This is a genomic window from Acidobacteriota bacterium (genome assembly GCA_020853395.1).
GTDB lineage: Bacteria > Acidobacteriota > Vicinamibacteria > Vicinamibacterales > SCN-69-37 > JADYYY01.
In genome coordinates this window covers 144,821-164,541 of sequence record JADYYY010000003.1, presented here as the reverse complement: position 1 = coordinate 164,541, position 19,721 = coordinate 144,821, and the positions used below count along the sequence as shown (strand labels likewise).

At 68.8% G+C, this 19,721-nt stretch carries 16 protein-coding genes; 10 read left to right on the top strand and 6 right to left on the bottom strand.

The genetic code is table 11. The annotated features are described in order from the left end of the window. The 3 genes from IT184_03530 to IT184_03520 form a co-directional block, all read right to left on the bottom strand. Nucleotides 1-1,225 (bottom strand): preprotein translocase subunit SecA (locus tag IT184_03530; GenBank protein MCC7007863.1); only part of this gene is annotated, 1,225 nt, incomplete at its 3' end. Between the two features lie 208 nt (nucleotides 1,226-1,433). Continuing rightward, nucleotides 1,434-2,285 carry a M23 family metallopeptidase gene (locus IT184_03525; GenBank protein MCC7007862.1) on the bottom strand — a complete coding sequence of 284 codons (852 nt, stop codon included), beginning with the start codon at nucleotides 2,283-2,285 and terminating at the stop codon, nucleotides 1,434-1,436. A 150-nt stretch (nucleotides 2,286-2,435) separates the two neighbouring features. After that, nucleotides 2,436-3,944: a YifB family Mg chelatase-like AAA ATPase gene (locus tag IT184_03520; protein ID MCC7007861.1), complete on the bottom strand. Its 1,509-nt coding sequence runs from the start codon at nucleotides 3,942-3,944 to the stop codon at nucleotides 2,436-2,438. A gap of 186 nt (nucleotides 3,945-4,130) precedes the next feature. On the opposite strand from IT184_03520, the gene IT184_03515 reads away from it, so the two are divergent. Continuing rightward, on the top strand, nucleotides 4,131-5,033 hold the full coding sequence (locus tag IT184_03515) for a c-type cytochrome (protein ID MCC7007860.1): 903 nt from the start codon (nucleotides 4,131-4,133) through the stop codon (nucleotides 5,031-5,033). Continuing rightward, entirely contained in the window at nucleotides 5,030-6,706 is a 1,677-nt protein-coding gene (locus IT184_03510; protein ID MCC7007859.1) for an acido-empty-quinoprotein group A, read from the top strand. Before IT184_03515 ends, IT184_03510 begins: the two co-directional genes overlap by 4 nt. Before the next feature lie 33 nt (nucleotides 6,707-6,739). On the opposite strand, the gene IT184_03505 is transcribed toward IT184_03510, so the two are convergent. From IT184_03505 to IT184_03495, 3 genes are all read right to left on the bottom strand, one after another. Further along, nucleotides 6,740-8,410, bottom strand: coding sequence for a transglycosylase SLT domain-containing protein (locus IT184_03505; protein ID MCC7007858.1), 1,671 nt, complete (start codon nucleotides 8,408-8,410; stop codon nucleotides 6,740-6,742). Nucleotides 8,411-8,576: 166 nt separating this feature from the next. After that, entirely contained in the window at nucleotides 8,577-10,262 is a 1,686-nt protein-coding gene (locus IT184_03500) for an aldehyde dehydrogenase family protein (protein ID MCC7007857.1), read from the bottom strand. A 45-nt stretch (nucleotides 10,263-10,307) separates the two neighbouring features. Next, the gene (locus tag IT184_03495) at nucleotides 10,308-10,595 is read right to left on the bottom strand and encodes a BMC domain-containing protein (GenBank protein MCC7007856.1); all 288 of its coding nucleotides are present in this window, start codon (nucleotides 10,593-10,595) and stop codon (nucleotides 10,308-10,310) included. Between the two features lie 78 nt (nucleotides 10,596-10,673). Here IT184_03495 and IT184_03490 point away from each other — a divergent pair, with 78 nt between their 5' ends. The 8 genes from IT184_03490 to IT184_03455 all read left to right on the top strand — a co-directional run bounded on the left by IT184_03490 (nucleotide 10,674) and on the right by IT184_03455 (nucleotide 19,715). Continuing rightward, entirely contained in the window at nucleotides 10,674-11,561 is an 888-nt protein-coding gene (locus IT184_03490; protein ID MCC7007855.1) for a hypothetical protein, read from the top strand. Between the two features lie 138 nt (nucleotides 11,562-11,699). Next, a complete protein-coding gene (locus tag IT184_03485) occupies nucleotides 11,700-12,917 on the top strand; it encodes a type II secretion system F family protein (GenBank protein MCC7007854.1) in 1,218 nt (405 codons plus the stop codon). 2 nt (nucleotides 12,918-12,919) lie between these two features. After that, a complete protein-coding gene (locus IT184_03480) occupies nucleotides 12,920-14,560 on the top strand; it encodes a type II/IV secretion system protein (protein ID MCC7007853.1) in 1,641 nt (546 codons plus the stop codon). An 8-nt stretch (nucleotides 14,561-14,568) separates the two neighbouring features. Next, a complete protein-coding gene (gene pilM, locus IT184_03475) occupies nucleotides 14,569-15,507 on the top strand; it encodes a pilus assembly protein PilM (protein ID MCC7007852.1) in 939 nt (312 codons plus the stop codon). Between the two features lie 4 nt (nucleotides 15,508-15,511). Further along, entirely contained in the window at nucleotides 15,512-16,105 is a 594-nt protein-coding gene (locus IT184_03470; protein ID MCC7007851.1) for a hypothetical protein, read from the top strand. Further along, nucleotides 16,102-16,683, top strand: coding sequence for a type 4a pilus biogenesis protein PilO (gene pilO, locus IT184_03465; GenBank protein MCC7007850.1), 582 nt, complete (start codon nucleotides 16,102-16,104; stop codon nucleotides 16,681-16,683). Before IT184_03470 ends, pilO begins: the two co-directional genes overlap by 4 nt. Beyond that, the gene (locus IT184_03460) at nucleotides 16,680-17,282 is read left to right on the top strand and encodes a hypothetical protein (GenBank protein MCC7007849.1); all 603 of its coding nucleotides are present in this window, start codon (nucleotides 16,680-16,682) and stop codon (nucleotides 17,280-17,282) included. Before pilO ends, IT184_03460 begins: the two co-directional genes overlap by 4 nt. A gap of 33 nt (nucleotides 17,283-17,315) precedes the next feature. Beyond that, complete coding sequence (locus IT184_03455; GenBank protein ID MCC7007848.1) at nucleotides 17,316-19,715, top strand: hypothetical protein; 2,400 nt, start codon at nucleotides 17,316-17,318, stop codon at nucleotides 19,713-19,715. Nucleotides 19,716-19,721: the final 6 nt, after the last annotated feature.

Here is a 19,721-nt window from a genome sequence, read left to right as displayed (position 1 = left end):
TCGCGAACTCCTCGGCCTCGGTTTCGGCCGTGCCGGTCATCCCGGAGAGCTTGTCGTACTTGCGGAAGTAGTTCTGGAACGTGATGGTCGCGAGCGTCTGGTTCTCGCGCTCGATCTTGACCTTCTCCTTGGCCTCGACGGCCTGGTGCAGGCCGTCGCTCCAGCGGCGCCCAGGCATCAGCCGGCCCGTGAACTCGTCGACGATCACGACCTGCCCGTCCTTGACCATGTACTCGATGTCGCGGCGGAACAGCGTGTGGGCGCGCAGCCCCTGCTGGATGTGATGCAGCAGCGGCATGTTCACCGGGTCGTAGAGCCCGCCAGAGCCGGGCGCCAGGCGATGCGCCACGAGCTTCTCGGCCTTCGCCATCCCGCCCTCGGTGAGCTGCACCGTCTTGTGCTTCTCGTCGACGAGATAGTCGCCGGTGCCCTCGAGCCGCTCGCGATCCTCCGCCTTGACGTTGCCTTGCGTCACGGCGCCGGGCGTCAGCTTCGGGATGATGCGATCGACCTCGTAGTAGAGGTCCGTGGACTCCTCGGCCGGCCCCGAGATGATGAGCGGCGTGCGCGCCTCGTCGATCAGGATGCTGTCGACCTCGTCCACGATGGCGAAGCGATGGCCGCGCTGGACGAACTGCGCGAGCTCGAACTTCATGTTGTCGCGCAGGTAGTCGAAGCCGAACTCGTTGTTCGTGCCGTAGGTCACGTCGGCGCCGTAGGCGACCTGACGCTCTGCGTCGTTGAGGTCGTGCTGGATGACCCCGACCGTCATGCCGAGGAATCGGTAGATGCGCCCCATCCATTCGGAGTCGCGCCGCGCCAGGTAGTCGTTGACCGTGACGACGTGCACGCCCTTGCCTTCGAGGGCGTTGAGAAAGGCCGGCAGCGTCGCGACGAGCGTCTTGCCCTCACCGGTCTTCATCTCGGCGATCTTGCCGCCGTGCAGCACCATGCCGCCGATGAGCTGCACGTCGAAATGACGCATGTTCAACACGCGCCAGCCTGCCTCGCGCACCACCGCAAAGGCCTCCGGCAACACGTCGTCGAGCGGCTCGCCACGCGAGACGCGCTCGCGCAATGCCGTGGTCCTGCCGCGCAGATCGGCGTCGTTCAGATCGCGGACGGACGATTCGAGCTCGTTGATGCGCGCCACGGCCGGCCGCAGGCGCTTGAGTTCCCGTTCGTTCTGCGTGCCGATGACTTTGGCAAGTAGCGTGTTGATCATTCGGAGGATGCCCCTGATGCCGGAGGGCGACCAGAGGACACGGACGCGGCGCCGGCGTCAGGAGATTCCAACGATTCTACGGCACAGGCACGACCAAGGGCAAAGGGCAGAGGGCAAAGGGCAAAGGGGAGGGCAAAGGAGAAAGGAAGGGTAAAGGGAAAAGGGAAAAGCGGAAAGGCGCGGCGAACGGCGCCGTGCGACGGCCGGACTACGGACGCGCGAGCAGGCGGAGCGGGTTGACTGGCCGGCCGTTGAGGAGGATCTCGTAGTGCAGGTGCGGGCTCGTCGCCCGGCCGGTCGCGCCGACGTAGCCGACGACGTCGCCGCGGTGAACTTGCTGGCCGGGATGCACCGCCACTCTCGACAGGTGACCAAAGCGCGTCGAGATGCCGTACCCGTGATCCACCAGCACGGCGTTCCCGTAGTTGCCGCTGTAGCCTGCGGATCCCACGGTGCCATCCGCGGTGGCGTGCACGGGCGTGCCGCGGTCCGCCGCGATGTCGAGGCCGGCGTGGAAATCCGCCCCGCCGTCGAACGGGTCCTTCCGGTCGCCGTAGGTCGACGACAACCACCCGGCGAGCGGCCAGATCGACGGCGTCGCGCGCGCGAGCGCCTGCTGGCTCTCCACCTTGCTCTTGACCGACGCCAGACGATTCTCGATGGCGCCGAGCAGGCCCTTGAGCACGTCGAACGTGCCTTCGGGTGATGCCGATGCCGTCGACACTTCAGGGACGGGCGTCGGGGCGGTGCCGCCGCCGGCGGCCCGCGATCGAATCACGGCCGGAAGCTTCGACAGCGCATGACGGGCCGCCGGATCGAGCTCGGCCTGGTTGCCGAGCTGGGTCAAGGCGGACTGGAGCGACGAAATCTGCTCGGCCAACTCGCCGGTCGCCTCGCGGTAGCTCTCGTTCTCGACGCGCAGGTTCTGCACGGCCTGGCGCAACGCGTCCAGCTCCGCCGGATCGCTGCTGCTGGCGCCCAGCCCAATCAGCAGCGGCACCGCCATCAGCCCAATCGCCGACAGCGCCAGCACGCGCCGCGTCACGGTCAGCCGCCGCACCGCCCCCGAATTTCGGTTCGCGATCAGAATTGTGTAACGAGGCGATCGCATGGGCCCGTCAGATCCTCTCCCAAAGAGCAGCCGGTCGAAACCTCACAAAACCTGGAAACACTAGCATAGGTAGGGCGGCAACTCCTATGGAGTTCGCCACTAGGCCATCGAGTCGGGCAGGCGGAACTGCAAGGCTTCTGCCACGTCGGCGGGCGAGATCTCGGATCGAGCCGCCAGGTCGGCGATCGTGCGCGCCACGCGCAGCACGCGCGTGACGCCGCGCGCACTCATGCGAAATTTCGCCGCGCCGCGGCCGAGGATCGCCTCGGCCGCCGCGTTCCGTTCCAGCCGGCACGCCTCGCGAAGCGCCGCACCCTGCAGACGCGAATTTACACACCGCTGCCGGGCGATCTGCCGGTTTCTGCACAGGACGACGCGCTCGCGGACGGCGGCCGTGGGCTCGTTCGGCTGCTGACCCTGCAGATCTCGCCACGGCACGGCCGGCACCTCGATCGCGAGATCGAAGCGATCGCGCAGCGGCCCGGACAGCCGGCGGCGATAGCGATCCACGACGGCAGGCGGACATCGGCAGGCGCGCTGCTCGCTGTCCAGATAACCGCATGGACACGGGTTCATCGCGCCGACGAGCATGACGTCGGCCGGGAACACGACCGACCGGCTGGCGCGCGCGATGTGCACGGCGGCAGACTCGAGCGGTTGGCGCAGCGTCTCGAGCACCCGCCTCGAGAATTCCGGGAGCTCGTCGAGGAACAGCACGCCGCCGTGCGCCAGGCTCAGTTCGCCCGGCCGCGGGGCGGCACCGCCGCCGATGAGGGCCACGTCGGAGCACGTGTGGTGCGGCGCCCGGAACGGACGGCTGCGAATGAGCCCGCTCCCTTCGGCGAGCAGGCCGGCGACCGAGTGAATGGCCGTGACCGTGAGAGCTTCATCGAGGGCGAGCGGAGGCAGAATCCCTGGCAGCCGCCGCGCGAGCATGGTCTTGCCGGCGCCGGGCGGACCGCAGAGCAGAAGGTGATGGCCGCCCGCCGCGGCGATCTCGAGGGCACGCCTGCCCCTCAACTGCCCGTGGACGTCGGCGAGGTCCTCGAGTGGGGCCGCTTCGCCGCTGCACGCCGGGATTGCCGGACAGGGCGGCCGGTAATCGGACGTGAGCACACGCACGGCCTCGGCGAGCGACTCGACCGGACAGAGCGACGCCGGCAGCGCAATCGCGGCCTCGGCGCTGTTGAGCCGCGGAAACATGAGCGGCACGTTCTCGTCGCGCGCGGTCACCGCGATGGGCAGCAGGCCGCGCATGGCCGGGACGCCGCCGTCGAGCGACAGCCCGCCGACGACGAGGTACTCGGGCGCGTCACGCGTCGGGAGCACGCCGCCGCCGGCCAGAATGCCCAGCGCGATCGGCAGATCGAATGCAGCCCCGACCTTCCGCAGGTCGGCAGGCGCGAGGCTGACCGTGATCCGCTGGAACGGAAACGGGAAACCGGAGTTGCGGATCGCCGATCGGACGCGGTCGCGGCTTTCGCGTACGGTCGCATCGGGCAAGCCGACCACGGTCAGGCCGGGCAGTCCGGGTGACACATCCACCTCGACCGACACCGGCACGGCGCGGACGCCAACCACGGCGGCCGTAGCGACCCGAGCGAGCACGAACGGGACGGAGGCAAGATGCCGACCAGGCTTGCCGCGCGTTTCACGGCGCTTCCGTGAGGGCTTCGCATCGATTGCCACCTTTCAGGCCGAGGAGCCGTTGCAGGAATCGCGTACCGAACGGCGCGCAGGGCCGCGCAGGTATACTTCCGGTCTACTCAACGCTGTCGAAGCACGAGGTGCGTCGTGAACGTCCGAACGCGAGTCAGACGAGTGCAGGCGACGATCGTGGCGGGCGTGCTCGCTGGCGTGCTCGGGCACGCACAGGGTGGCCCTGCGCCGGCGCCTGCCGCTGGCGGCCGGGGAAGAGGCGCCGGAGCTGCGGGGGTGCAGGGCGGCGGCCGTGCGGCACCCACACCACGGCTGGACTACCCGCAGCGGGACGTCGATGCCTCGGCCGTCGAACGCGGCAAGGCCGTCTACAGCGTCAACTGCGCCTTCTGCCATGGCCCCGACGCCCGCGGGGGCGACGGCGGCGGTCCCAATCTGCTTCGCTCTCAGCTCGTGCTGAGCGATCAGAAGGGCGAGCTCATCGGCGAGGTCATCCGGAACGGCCGGCCCGGCACGACCATGCCGCCCATCGCGCTCACGCCACAGCAGATCACGGACATCGCCGAGTACCTGCACAGCTTCCGTGTCGGCGGCTACGACATCTCCCGCGTGACGCCGGTCAGCATCATCGTCGGCGATGCCAAGGCCGGGGCCGTCGCGTTCCGGGCGCGCTGCAGCGCCTGTCATTCGGCGACGGGCGATCTCGAGGGCATCGCCAGCCGATACCCCGAGCCTCGGCAGATGCAGGACGCCTGGCTCATGCCGACGACGGCGGGCGGGCGTGGCGGCACGACGAAGCCCGTCACCGTCACGGTGACGCTCCCGTCCGGCCAGCGGTTCGAAGGGCCGCTCGTGCGCATCGACGACTTCACGGTGGCGCTCCAGTTGCCCGATGGCACGTCGAAGTCGTTCACGCGCCGCGACAGGACACCGTCGATCGAGATCCACGATCCGTTGAAGCCCCACCGCGAGCTGTTGCCGCAGTACTCGGACGACGAGATCCACGACATCACCGCCTATCTGGTGAGCCTCAAATGACGCCGAATCTCCGCTCCCTGTGCGTGCTCCTGCTCTTGGCGCTGCCGCTCGCCGTCGGCAGCCAGGCGCTGTGGCTCGATCACGCGGAGCTGCTCAAACCGCTCGCCGACACGTGGCCCACGTACTCGGGCGACTACACGGGCAAGCGTTTCAGCGGGCTCACGCAGATCACGACGGGCAACGTGAAGCACCTCACGCTCAACTGGATGGCGCGCGTGTCGACCGCCGCCGGCGGAGGCGGGCGCGGCGGCGGCGTGCCGACGATCATCGGGGGCGAGGGGCCTGATGCGGGGCTGACGGCCGGGAACGCGACGATCAAAGGGTCGGTCCTCATGGTCAACGACGTTCTGTACGTCACGGCGCCCGACCATGTGTGGGCGGTCGACGCGCGCGACGGACGCACGCTGTGGCATTACGTCTGGAAGACGCGCGGTGGCACGCACATCGCCAACCGCGGCGTCGGCATCTACGGGGATTGGCTGTTCTTCGAGACGCCTGACAACTACCTCGTCAGCCTGGACGCGCGCACCGGCCGGGAACGATGGCACACGGTCATCGCCCCGTTCGAGCACCAGTACTTCTCGACGACCGCGCCCGTCATCGTCGGCAACCACGTGATCGCTGGAACGGGCAACGACCTCGACTCGCCGGGGTTCCTCCAGTCGTTCGATCCGGTGGACGGGAAGCTCCAATGGAAGTTCTACACGACGCCGCAGAATCCCGGCGATCCGGGCGCGGACAGTTGGGCATCGCTCGACGCGGCGCGGCACGGCGGCGCGCAGCCGTGGATGCCGGGCTCCTACGATCCCGAGCTCGGGCTCTACTACTTCGGCACGGGCAATCCCACGCCGGCCTACGTGACTGGTCCGCGCGGACCCGGCGACCATCTGTACACGGGTTCGCTCATCGCCTTGAACGTCGAGACCGGCAAGATGGCCTGGGCGTATCAGACCGCGCCGCGCGACACGCACGACTGGGACTCGGCGCAGACGCCCATCCTCTACGACGGTGAGCTCAACGGCCGGACGCGGAAGCTCATCATGACGGCCGCGCGCAACGGCTACTTCTTCGTCCTCGATCGCGTGACGGGCGACCACCTGCTGACCAGCACCTATGCCGACGTGATCAACTGGAGCACGGGCTTGAACGACAGAGGCCAACCGATCCCGAACCCGAAGAAGGACCCGTCCGTTGGCGGTTCGCTCGTGTCGATGACGACCGCGGGCGCGGTCAATTGGCAACCGCCGAGCTTCAGTCCCCAGACGGAACTGTTCTACGTGCCCGTCGCAGCGACCTACGCGATGTTCTACCTGACCGAGACCGATCCGCGAGGGGCCATGGGCCTCGGCGGAGCGGCGCAGACGCCGCTCGCCACGAACAGCAATTACCTGGCGGCGATCGACTACAAGACCGGCAAGACGGCCTGGCGGCACGAGTATCCTGGCTTTGGAACCGGCGGGGGCAACGGCGTGCTCAGCACGGCGGGCGGCCTCGTGTTCGCCGGCGACATCAGCGGGAACATCGTCGCCTACGACGCGAAGAGCGGCGCGGTGCTGTGGCGATCGCGCATCGGCGCCGTGACGAACGCGCCGCAGACGTACCTCATCGACGGCCGGCAGCAGGTGCTCGTCGCCGCCGGCGACGCCGTCTTCTCGTTCATGCTCCAGGATTAGGGCCGGCCTCGACGGCCGCGGACCGCCGTGCCGTTACCGCAGCGTCAGCCGATCGCCGACGTTGATCTGGTTGCCGCGCATGCCGTTCAACTGCTTCAGCGCGGCGACGGTCGTCTCGAACCGGCGGGCGATCCCGAACAGCGTGTCGCCGCGCTGCACGCGGTAGGTTGTCTGGCGACCGGCTGCCGAGCCCGAGGCGGTCTGTGCGGTTCTCGCCGACGACGTTGTCGCGCGGGCGACGGCCGTAGCCGATGAGGTGGTCGCGAGCGGGCTCGCGGAGCGCTGCGGAATCATCAGGCTCTGGTTGGCGCGGACCCGCGCTCGCGAGCCGAGGTCGTTGGCGGCGCGCAGCTCCGGCACGGGAATCTTGTACTTGCGGGCGATCGCGGTGAGCGTCTCGCCTCGCCGGACGGTGTGGAAGTTGAACTTGACGAAGAGCGAGGGATCGGCGGTCACGAGCTTCTGGCGCAGCGTGACGGCCGTGCCGAGCGGCACTTTCAGCTCGTGGTCGCCCATCGGCGTCGTCGTGCGGCGCAGCTCGGTGTTCAACGCGCGGAGCTGATCGACCGACACGCCGATCCACTCCGCGATGATCTTCAGGTCGAGCGCGTTCGGCACCGTCACGCGTTCGTAGGCGAGCGGATCCCCGGCGCCGACGGTGAAGCCGTAGAGCCCAGGGTTCCTGGCGATGACGGTCGCGGCCATGATCATCGGGACGTACTCGCGCGTCTCGCGCGGCAGGTATCGCGTCGAGGCCGACAGCGCCCAGAAATCGGCCGTCCGCGCGCGCTTGATTGCGGTCTGCAGGCGGCCTGGCCCGGCGTTGTAGCTGGCGAGCGCGAGGTTCCAGTCGCCGTCGAACATGGTGGCGAGCGATTTGAGGTACTTGGCCGCGGCGCGCGTGGCCTTCTCCGGGTCGGCGCGCTCGTCGATGAACCAGCTCTGGTCGAGCCCGTGTTCGCGGGCCGTGCCCGGCATGAACTGCCACATGCCGCGTGCGCTCGCTCGAGAGAGCGCCGTCGGCTTGAACGCGCTCTCGATGAGCGGCACGTAGGCCAGATCCGCGGGCACGCCTTCGGCCTTGAAGACGTCCCGAATCATCGGCAGATAGGTGAGGCTCCGTTCGAGCCCGGCCTCCATGAAGTCGTGCAGCCGCCCCTGGAACAACTCGACGTACGACAGCACCTTGTCGTTCGGCTCGATCTCGAGGTCGAACGACGCGCGCTGCAGTTCGCTCCGCACGGTTTCGGCGGTCGTGGCGGCCGGCGTGGGCCGTTCGAACATCGCCGCCCCGAGCAGCTCGTCGATTGCCGCCGGTTCAGATCGGGTTTCGGTGAGGCCGTCGCCCTCGCGAACGGCGATCAGGTCGAGCGCGCTGATCCGATCGAGCAGTCGATCGAAGGCCGCCGCGAGCCGGGGCTCGCTGCGCGCGCCGTCGGGCAGCGCCAGCAGCACGTCGACCGCGGCGTCGAAATGGCCGCGGGCCGCCGTCAGCCGGCCTGCGCGAAGCTCGCGCTCACCGGCGCCGACCTCGGATTCGACGCGCGTCAGCGTGACGGCCGTGGGATCGGGAACGATCGGCAGCTCCGGACCGCCGAAGCTGGCAGCGGAGGGCGTGACCTTGAAGCTCGTGGGCGCGACCGCGGGCGTGACGTTCGGCCGCGCATGCGCACCGCACCCGACGAGCAAGCCTGTGACGAACACGACTGGCAGTCGGGTGATGCGCGGCATGCGTCTAGGGTCGCGTGCTCACAGGAAGGTCTCGCACCGACGATACCCTAGCATCGGCCGTGCCGGCCGGTCAATCAGGCGAACGGCGAGTTTTGCGGGCTGCGACGTCCTGCTCGGCTTGCCATTCCGGGTCCGTGGATTACGATTTCGGCCACTCGGCCGCGACGAAGACCCGGCGCGCCTCGCCGAGATCGCGCGCCGACGGCGTGATGATCGTGCGATCGCCGATCACGATCTTGCGGCCGCTCTTCAGCGCCTCGCGCACATCGTCCTCGCACACGAAGGCGGCGACCGGTTGAGCGGCCACGTCCGCTGCTGTCGCTGGCGCGGGCGGCGCCGCCGGCGCCTGGAGGAACGCGTTGACGTGGCGCTGCATCGAGGCGACGTCCACTTCGTGCGTGGTGACCCGGCTTGGCGTCTTGGGCAGAGCCGGCGAGGGAACTGGCTCGAGCCGCCGGCCGGTCGAGGGCGCGTTGATCGGGCGAACCTCGTACGCCAGCCGCTTGATGTTGAGCAGGTGGCGCGGCGAGATGTTGTCGGACGTGATGTTCCCGCCGTAACCGCCGCACCCGAGGGTCATCGCCGGGTCGAGACCGGTCGTCAGGCCGATCGATCCATGGGTCGTCGGCGTGTTCACGACGATGCGAAACGCCGGCTTCTTCAAACCGAACTCGAGAATGACCTGCTCGTCGCGCGAGTGGATCGACATCGTGTGGCCCATGCCGCCGTACCGCAGGATCTGCTTGCAGCGCTCACAGCCCTCGCGCCAGTCGGCGACGACGTAGTACGAGAGCACCGGGCAGAGCTTCTCGATCGAGAGCGGGTAGTCGCGGCCGACCCCGTCCAACTCGGCGATGAGCACGCGGGTCGCCGGCGGCACCGCGATCCCGACGGTCGAGGCGATCGCGAGCGCGGACTTGCCGACGAGCGCGGGATTCGGCAGCCGTTGCGGCGTGACGAGCACGGCCGCCAGCGCGGCGGCCTCGGCGGGCGACAGAAAATGCGCGCCCTGGCGCACGAGCTCGCGCTTCACGGTGTCGGCCACGTCGCGATCGACGACGACCGAGTTCGGTGACGAGCACAGCACGCCGTTGTCGAAGCACTTGCCGGCGACGACGTCGGCGGCGGCCTTGGCGAGATCCGCCGTCCGCTCGATGTAGCACGGCGCGTTGCCGGGCCCCACGCCGTACGCCGGCTTGCCCGCGCTGTACGCAGCCCGCACGAGCCCCATCCCGCCGGTCGCCAAGATGACCGAGACGGCCCGGTGCCGCATGAGCTCCTGGGTACCTTCGGGCGTCACCGTCTGCATCCAACTGATTGCGCCGTCGGGAAGGCCGGCCTCGACACCGGCGTCGGCCATGACCTCGGCGGCGCGCGTGATCGACTTGGCCGCCGATGGATGCGGGCTGATGACGATCGGGCACCGCGCCTTGATCGCAATCAGGATCTTGTAGATCGCCGTGGACGTCGGGTTGGTCGAAGGGACGATGGCGGCGACCACGCCGAACGGCTCGGCGATCTCGACCACCTTGCGGGTCTCGTCGCGATGGATCACGCCGACCGTGCGCATCGGCCGAATGAAGCGATACACGTGGTCCGCAGCGAACAGGTTCTTCTGGACCTTGTCGGCGACCACGCCGTAGCCGGTCTCTTCGACGGCGAGCTTCGCGAGCTCTTCGACGCGGGCCATCGCCGCTTGTGCAAGACGGTCGACCAGCCTGTCGATCTGATCCTGGGTGAATTCGGCGAGGACGGGTGCAGCGTGTTTGGCACGCTCCGCCAGGCGCCGCGCCTCCTGGACGGATGACAGATCGCGATCGCTCACCGGTCGCTGAGCGGGAGCGGGATTGGCCGCGGCCACCGGCGTGCCTCAGGCCTTCTGGCCCGCGCGAGGCAGCACGCGTTCGACCTCGGCATGTGGCCGGGGAATGACGTGCACGGACACCAGCTCGCCGACGCGCCGCGCGGCCGCGGCACCCGCATCGGTCGCGGCCTTGATCGCGCCGACGTCACCGCGCGCGAGCACCGTGACCAGGCCGGCGCCGATGTACTCCTTGGCGACGAGCGTGACGTTGGCGGTCTTGACCATCGCATCGGCGGCTTCGATGGCACCGATGAGGCCGCGCGTTTCCACCATGCCGAGGGCGTCTGCTGTCATGCGGAGATCGTGTCGAAAAGCGCCGCAAGGCTAGCATATTGAAGCGCATGCAGCAATACAGTAGGATGCAGGGCCGTGATGACGCGCACGACGCCTGCAGCGGCGCTCCTCGTGATCGTCGCCGCGCTCGCGGCGGCCTGCTCACGCGGTACGCCAGCCCCTCCGGTCGCCACGGTCTCGCTCACCGCGAATCGCACGCGGCTGCCGCTCGGCAGTCCGATCGACCTGACGTACCGGTTCGACGTCGCACCGAACGGCTCCATTCCGGGCGACTATCGCGTCTTCGTCCAGGTGAAGAACCCGGACGGCCAGCCGCTCTGGCAGGACGATCACGATCCGCCGATCCCCACGTCCCAGTGGAAGCCCGGGCAGAAGATCGAGTACACGCGCACCCGCTTCGTCCCGCTCGTGGCGTATGTCGGCGACGCGACCGTCGAGATCGGGTTGTACAAGGACGACGAGCGGCTCCCGCTGATGGGCCCGAACGCCGCCGACAACGAGTCGTCCGCCCGCTCGTACAAGGTGGCGACGCTTCAATTCCAGAACCAGTCGGAGAACGTGTTCCTCATCTTCAAGAACGGCTGGCATCCTGACGAGTACGCGCAGGACAACCCGGCGCTGTCCTGGAAGTGGTCGCAGAAGTCGGCGGTCGTGTCGGCCCGCAATCCGAAGACCGACGTGACGGTGTACATCGAGTACGACGCCCGTCCGGACCTCTTCCCCGAGGCGCCGCAACAGGTCGCGCTCAAGGTGGACGATCAGACCGTGCAGACGTTTCCCGCCGCCGCGACCTCTCCGGCGATCGTCCGGGTGCCGGTGGCCGCCGCACAGCTCGGCACTGCCGACATGGTGGATTTCCGCCTCGACATCGACAAGGCGTTCGTGCCCGCCAAGCTGCCGTCCGGCGGACGCGACACGCGCGAGCTCGGCATCCGCGTCTACCACTTTTTCGTCGAGCCCAAGTAAACCGCTCCGAGAACCGTCCTTTCACGAAGGAGACGGCGGCCAACCGGTCGCTCCGATGGTCTAAAGGACCTGAGCCGGGGCTGGTATCCTTGAACGACCCGCAGCCAGCCCGGCGGGCACGGGAGGCGCATTCTTCGCGTGGAGTTCCGCTGCAGAGTGGCGACGGCCACCGGCCAGATCACCGAAGCCACGTACGTGGCGGAGAGCGAAGCACGGCTGAGGGTCGACCTCGAGGAACGCGGTCTGTTTCTCCTCTCCGCCCGTTCCGCCGCACGGGCTGCCTTGCCTGCACGGTTCAACCTGCCGCTGCCCAAGCGCCGCAAGGTTCCGACTGCCGACTTTCTGGTGTTCAACCAGGAACTGGCGACGCTGCTGAAGGCGGGCCTGCCGCTCGTGCAATCCATGGACATCCTGCGCAAGCGCGTGCCCAACGCCACGCTGCGCGCCGCGCTCGACGACGTACACGAGCGCGTGCGATCGGGCACGTCGCTGTCGGACGCATTCGAAGTGCAGCAGTTGTTCCCGGGCGTCTACACCGCCTCGCTCATGGCGGGCGAGAAGAGCGGCAGCCTGGAGCAGGTGCTGCGGCGCTACGTCCAGCACGCGAAGGTGTTGAACGCGGCGCGGTCGCAAGTCGTGTCCGCGCTGATCTACCCGGTCATCCTCGTCCTGCTCTCGATCGCCGTGGTCGGGCTGATCGTCTTCAAGGTCGTCCCGGAATTCGCCGCGTTCTACGCGCAATACGCCAACGCCGATCTCCCGTTGTCCACGCGGATCGTCGTCGCGTTGTCCATGAACGTGGTCGCGAGCGGAGGGCTCATCGCGATCGCGGTCGCGGCCTTCGTCGCTGCCGCCGTCGTCGTGCTGCGTCAGCCGGCGCAGCGGCGGCGCCTGCACGCCGCGTTGTTGCGGATCCCGTACTTCGGTCCGCTCGCGCGACGGTTCGCGACGGCGCAGCTCGCGCGCACGCTCGCCACGCTGCTCTCGGGCGGCATCCCGCTCGTCCAGGCCATCGACATCGCCGCCTCGGCCACCGGGAACCTCTCGATCGCGGAGCACCTCGATCTCGTCGCGCGCGAAGTGCGGGAGGGGCGCGGGTTGTCGGCCGCGCTGAGCGATCGTGGCGTGTTCCCGGACGTCGCGGTCGAGATGGTGGAAGTGGGCGAGTCGACCGGGTCGATGGCCGAGATGCTGAACAGCGTCGCGGACTTCTACGATGAGGAGAACCAGACGAGCCTGACCCGCTTCTCCAATCTGATCCAGCCGGTCCTGCTCATCGTCATGGGTGCGGTGATTGCCGGCCTGCTGCTGTCGCTCTACATGCCGCTCTTCCGGCTGTCCTCGCTGACCACCTGACCATGGCCGATCCGACTGCGCTTCCCGAGCCGATCGCCTCGCCGCCGGCGCCTGCACCCGACCCGGTCGCCGAAGAAGTCACCGCCCGGCGGCTGGCAGAGCGGTACGAGCTGGAGTTCGTGGACCTCGATCAGTTCCACATCGATCACGCGCTCTTTCGGAGCATCCCGGCGGATCTCATGCTGCGCTACGGCTTCGTGCCGTACCGGCGCGACGGCCGGACGCTGCGGATCGTCGTCTCCGATCCGCGCGATCTCCAGACCATCGACGAGGTCGGCGTCCAGCTCGGCGTGGCGATCCGGGTCTGCGTCGGCACGCCATCGGCGATCCAGGCCATCCTCAAGAAGAGCGAGAGCTCGCAGCGGGTGCTGGAGGAGGCCACCGAAGGCTTCCAGATCCAGATTCTGCGGGGCGACGAGGACGGCCAGGACAACCTGACGGTCGAACGGCTCACGTCCGACGCCAGTCCGGTCATCCGGCTGGTGGACTCGCTGATCTTCACGGCGCTGCAGCGCCGCGCATCCGACATCCACATCGAAACGCAGGACGAGGCCGTCGTCGTCAAGTACCGCATCGACGGCGTGCTGCAACCGGCGGCGAAGTCGATCGACAAGCGCCACCATTCGACCATCATCTCGCGCATCAAGGTAATGGCCGAGCTCGACATCGCCGAGAAGCGGGTCCCGCAGGACGGCCGGTTCAAGCTGCGCGTCAAGGGAAAGACGATCGACTTTCGCGTGTCGATCATGCCGAGCGTGCACGGCGAGGACGCCGTGATCCGGATCCTCGACAAGGAGTCGATGAGCGAGCAGTTCAGCGAGCTGCGCCTCGACATCCTGGGCTTCCCGTCCGAGGAGATCCGCCGGTTCCGCAAGTACATCCGCGAACCCTACGGGATGGTGCTCGTCACGGGCCCGACCGGCAGCGGCAAGACGACCACCCTGTATGCGGCCCTGTCGGAGATCAAGACGGTCGAAGACAAGATCATCACCATCGAGGATCCGGTCGAGTACCAGCTTCGAGGCATCACGCAGATTCCGATCAACGAGAAGAAGGGCCTGACGTTCGCGCGGGGGCTGCGATCGATTCTGCGGCACGATCCCGACAAGATCATGGTCGGCGAGATCCGCGATCCCGAGACGGCGCAGATCGCGATCCAGTCGGCGCTGACGGGCCATCTGGTCTTCACGACCGTGCACGCCAACAACGTGATCGACGTCCTCGGCCGCTTCCTGAACATGGGCGTCGAGGCGTATCAATTCGTGTCGGCGCTCAACTGCGTGCTCGCGCAGCGGCTGGTCCGCCGCATCTGCAGCCATTGCCGTCAGCCGGTCGACGTCTCGCCGGAGCTGCTCGCCGAGTCGGCCATCGATCCCCCCGTGGCGCGGGCGCAGACGTTCTACGAAGGCACCGGCTGCATCGAGTGCGGTGGCACCGGCTTCCGCGGACGAACGGCGATCTGTGAGCTGATGGATCTGACGGATCGCATCCGTGACATGATTCTCGACCGCCGCCCGACCTCCGAAATCAAGCGAGCCGCCCGCGAGGAGGGTATGACGTTCCTCCGGGAGTGCGCGGTCCGTCGAGTGTTCGACGGCGTGACGACTCTGCGCGAGATCAACAAAGTGACGTTCGTCGAATGACCGCTCCGGTGAAGACTTCCTGGCTGGCCGCTCCGCCGCCACCGGTCGCGATCGAGATCGCGAGCCGCCGCGTGACGGTCGCCTCGGTCGCCGAGTCCGGCGGCACGCTCGCCATCCGTGGCCTGGCGATCGAAGCGCTGCCCGAAGGCGTCGTCACGCCGGCGCTGACCGGACCGAACCTTCCTGGACGCGACGTCGTCGCGACGGCCGTCGGCCGCGCCCTGCAGCGCGGCGGTCTCGGCGGCACGAAGCGCGCCGCCTTGATCGTGCCCGACAGCGTGGCGCGCGTGTCGCTGCTTCCGCTGGCGACGATTCCGGCTCGCGCGTCGGATCTCGATCGAATCGTCCGCTGGCAGCTCCGCAAGACCACGCCGTTCCCGCTCGATCAGGCGCAGGTGACTTGCTTCACGGCGAGCCGTGGAGTGGAGGCGACGACGATCGCAGCCGTCGTGGCGCGGCGCGACGTCATCATGGAGTACGAAGCCGTGACTTCGAGCCTCGGCATCCATGCCGGGACCGTCGATCTCGCGAGCTTCAACGTCATGAACGCGGCGATCGCGTCGTCGGGATCCGCCGGAACCGACTCGCTGCTCGTCCATGCATCGACGGAGGCGACCACGCTCGCGATCCTCAGGGGCGGCGAGCTGATGTTCTACCGTCATCGCACCGCCGTCGAGGACGAGCCGCTCGGCGCGCTCGTGCACCAGACGGCGATGTACCACGAAGACCGGCTCGGCGGGGGCCGGTTCGCGCGCGTCTGGGTGGCGGGCGACGGCCTTCGCCCCGAGGTGCGCGACGAGATCAGCCGGCGGCTCGGCGTGGACGCCCAGATCGTCGACGTCCGTCCCGCCATCGCCCTGCCGGACCATGGCGCCGTGTCGTCCGACGTGCTCGATGCGCTGGCCGCCCCGGCGGGCATGCTGCTCCGCGACCGGAAGGCGGCCTGATCGCATGCTGCGCGGCAACCTTTCGACCCGGCCGTTCTACAACGAGCGCGCCGTGACGCTGGCGATCGGGCTCGTCGCGGTGGTGGTCCTCGCGCTGACGGCGTTCAACGCCACCGAGCTGGTGCGGCTCGCCGGCGAGCGGCAGCGCGTGCAGCAGCTCGTCGATCGGGATCTCACCTCGGCGGCGCGGATCAGAGAGACGGCGATTCCCGCCGAACGCGATGCGGATCGCGCGGTGTTGTCGACCCTCGCCGCCGCCACCAGCCTGGCCAACGATCTCATCGATCAACGGACGTTCTCGTGGACGGCGTTCTTCGGGCTGCTCGAGCGCACCCTGCCGGTCGATGTCCGGCTCGTCGAGGTCTCACCGCGCGTCGAACAGGGCGTGTTCCGCGTGACGATGACGGTGGTCGCGCGTGATCTCGCCGATCTCGGTGCCTTCGTCGACGCGCTGCGGGAGACCGGCTCGTTTCGCGAGGTCGCGGCCATCGACCAGCGCGCGAACGACGACGGCACGATGGGCGCTACGGTCGCAGCGGCGTACGACCCAGCGCGCGGGCCTCGGGGCGAGTCGGCCGCGCAGGGGAGCGGCCGGTGACGCTCTGGGCGCGCATCGTGCAGGAACGCAAACGGGTGCTGGTGCCGCTCGCACTCGGGCTGCTCGTGAACGTCGCCGTGCTGGTGGCGGCCGTGCTGCCGCTTCGCTCCGCGATCGCTGCGACGGAAGCGCGGTCGATCGAGGCGATGCGCGCGCTCGCCGACGCCCGTCGGCTGGATCATCAGGCCGCCCAAGCGAAGGCCAGCAGGCTCCGCGCGGACGAAGAGCTGCGCACGTTCTACACGAAGGTGCTGCCGTCGAGCTTCCAGGCGGCCGAGACCACGACCAATCTCTGGCTTGCGCAGGCCGCACGCCAGGCGGGGCTCCAGTTCAAGGGATCGCACTTCGAATGGAACGAGGTGCGCGACACGGCGCTGTCGCGCACCTCGGCGCGCATCACGCTCGAGGGCACGTATCCGAGCATCCGTCGGTTCCTGTACGACGTCGAGAACGCCGAGGAGTTCATCATCGTCGAGCGCGTCGAGCTCGCGGACCAGAGCGAACAGCCGGGGGCGGCCGGTCGTCTCGAAGTGTCGCTGATCGTCTCCACCTACTTCCCGACGACACCAGGCTCATGAAGCTGCTGCCACCGCCAGGTCCGGAACGGCGCCGGCAGATCGGCGCGCTCGCGCTCACGGTGCTGCTGCTCGGCGCCGTCTTGTGGTGGAGGTGGCCCTCGACCGACGTGCCGACCAGCTCGCCGGCCGTCGCGTCAAAACCCGCGGGTGCGGTCGCGGTTCCTGCTGTTGCTTCCCGCACTCGCGCGGATGCGCGCGCGGATGCGCTTCCGGCGCCGTTGAAACTGACCGAGCTGGAATCGGCGCCGGAACGGGTCGACGTCGGGCGAAATCCCTTCGCGTTCGGATTGCGGCCAACGCCGCCTCCGCCGCGCGTCGACGCCGTCCTGCCCCCGCCGGCCGCGCCTGCGACGCGCCTTCCGGCCGAGCCCGCCGGGCCACCGCCGATTCGGCTCGTGCTGACCGGCATGCTCGTGTTGCCCGGCGGCGGCCGCACGATGGTCACGCTGCGCGATCCGGATACGGGCGCATCCTTTCGGGCCTTCGAGGGCGACGTGCTCGATGGCCGATACCGTATCGTGAGCGTCGGTTCGCGGTCGGTCACACTGTCGTACATCGACGGCACCGGCCGGCGCACCATTTCGCTGGGGGGCGGATAGCCCGGATATGACTCAGCCCGAGGAACGTGTCCCGTGAACAAGCGAGCAGGACGAGGAAGAGGAACGGCGCTCGTCACCACGTTGGCCGCCGTGCTCGTCGCGGCGTGTGCGACGGGCGGTGCGATGCGCAACGCCGAGCGCGCCGTCCGCCGGGGCGACCTCGACGCGGCGGTTGCCTACTACCGGCAGGCGCTCGCCGCCGAGCCGGGGCGCGTGGATCTGCGCATCCAGCTCGAGCGGACCACGCGGCTCGCGGCCGTCGAGCACGTGAGGCGCGCGCGAGATCTCGAGCGGCAGGATCAGATCGCCGGCGCGCTGGCCGAGTATCGGCTCGCGGCGGATCTCGATCCGGCCAGCACGGTGGCCGGCACGAAAGCCGTGGAGCTCGAGCGCCGCCTGCGCGATCTGAGCGAGTCGGCGCGCCCGCAGCCGCGCATCGAGACGCTTCGGCAGCAGGCCGCGCAGGGCTCGCCGATTCCACGGCTGGATCCGCGCGCGCCCATCGCGGAGCTGCGGTTCGCGAACATCTCCGTACGCGACCTGCTGAAGGTCGTGGCGGATCTGACCGGCGTCAACGTCACCTACGATCAGGCGCCCGGCTTCGAGGCGCTGGTCTCGCGTCCGTACACGATCGACGTCCGTCAGATCTCCCTCGAGGAGGTGCTCGCCCAGGTACTGCAGTCCAACGGGCTGACGTTCAAGGTCGTCAACAGCCAGACCATCTTCGTCTACCAGGATACGCAGCAGAACCGGCAGCGCTTCGAGGATCAGTACCTCCAGACCTTCTACATCTCGAACGTGAACCCGCAGACGGATCTGCTGCCGATCCTCCAGCAGCAGATTGCGACCGGCGCCACGGGCGTGGCGCCGCGGATCACGGTGAACCCGTCGGCCAGCACGATCGTCGTACGCGCCACGGCGCCCGTGCTGCAGCTCGTCGAGCAGATCATCCGGGCCAACGATCGCCCGCGGCCGGAGGTGATGGTCGAAGCGGAGATCCTCGAAGTCGATCGCAGCTTCATCCGCCAGCTCGGTCTCGACCTGAGTCAGTACGCGCTCGGATTCACGTTCTCGCCGGAAGTCGCGCCACCCAACACGTCGTCGAGCGCCGGCGCATTCCCGGTGATGCCGCCGCCGTTCAACCTCAACACGATCAGCCGGGGCGCGAGCGCCGCCGACTTCTACCTCACGTCGCCGACGGCGCTCGTCCGCCTGCTCGAGTCGAACTCCACGACCCGTGTGCTGGCGAAACCGCAGAGCCGGGGCCGCGCCGGTGAGCCGATGCAGCTCAGCCTCGGCGACAGCATCCCGATTCCTCAGACGAGCTTCCAGGCCGCCGCAGCCGGCGGCGTCGCGACGACGCCGGTGACGTCGGTCACCTACCAGGAAGTCGGGATCAACCTGCAGTTCACTCCGCGCGTCACGTATCAGGACGAGATCGTGCTCGACGCGCTCCTCCTCGAGAAGAGCGGTCTCGGCAACTTCATCATCGTCGCGGGGCAGTCGTTTCCAACGATTGTCCGGCGGCGCGCGACCGGCTCGCTGCGCCTGCGCGACGGCGAATCGAACCTCATCGCCGGTCTGCTGCGCGACGACGACCGGAAGTCGCTGAAGTCGTTCCCCGGGATCGCGCGCATCCCGCTGCTGCGGGCGCTCTTCGGGAGCAGCGACCAGCAGGTCGACCAGACCGACATCATCATGATCATCACGCCGCACATCGTGCGGTCGCACGAGCTGACGCCCGCCGATCTACGGCCGGCCTACGTCGGCACGGGCCAGAACATCGGCACGAGCACGCCGCCGCTGATCTCGCTCGACGCGATCGGCGCGGGGGAGCCGGCGGCCCCCGGCGCGCCGTCACCAACCGCGCAGGCGCCCGCCGCACAGCCCGGCAACGGCCCGCCGGCGCCCGCCGCTGCCGAACCGCCGCCGCAGGCTGCGGCGGCGCGCGCACCCGGCGTCGTCGCGATCGAGGCCTTGCCGAACGCCGGCGCCAATCCTGCCCCGGCGCCATCGGGCGTCGCGCGAGTCACGCTCACGCCGCCGTCCGCTGAAGGCGCCTTGCTCTCCGGAAGCGGACCCCACATGATCGCGGTCACGATCTCGGGTGCACCGCCGCTCTCGTCCGTGGCGCTGTCGATCATGTTCGACGCGACGGCGGTGCGCGCGTCCGCCGTCATACCAGGATCGTTCATGGCGCAGGGCGGCGTCACGCCGGCGTTCGTCCCGCGCATCGACAACGGGCGGATCGACATCGCCATCGCACGGCCACCGGGGCAGTCGGGCGCGACGAACGACGGCGTGCTCGCGGCCATCTCGTTCACGGCGGGCTCGTCCGGCGCCTCGGAGATGACCATCACGGGCGTGGCGACGTCGGTGAGCGGCCAGGCCGTCCCGGTGGAGTTCACGGCAACCCGTCTGGTGATCAAGTAAGGCAGA

Coding starts and splice junctions, on each gene's coding strand:
- IT184_03510 (MCC7007859.1), top strand. CDS start 5,030: ATGACGCCGAATCTCCGCTCCCTGTGCGTGCTCCTGCTCTTGGCGCTG.
- IT184_03495 (MCC7007856.1), bottom strand. CDS start 10,595: ATGACAGCAGACGCCCTCGGCATGGTGGAAACGCGCGGCCTCATCGGT.
- IT184_03490 (MCC7007855.1), top strand. CDS start 10,674: ATGACGCGCACGACGCCTGCAGCGGCGCTCCTCGTGATCGTCGCCGCG.
- IT184_03480 (MCC7007853.1), top strand. CDS start 12,920: ATGGCCGATCCGACTGCGCTTCCCGAGCCGATCGCCTCGCCGCCGGCG.
- IT184_03470 (MCC7007851.1), top strand. CDS start 15,512: ATGCTGCGCGGCAACCTTTCGACCCGGCCGTTCTACAACGAGCGCGCC.
- IT184_03460 (MCC7007849.1), top strand. CDS start 16,680: ATGAAGCTGCTGCCACCGCCAGGTCCGGAACGGCGCCGGCAGATCGGC.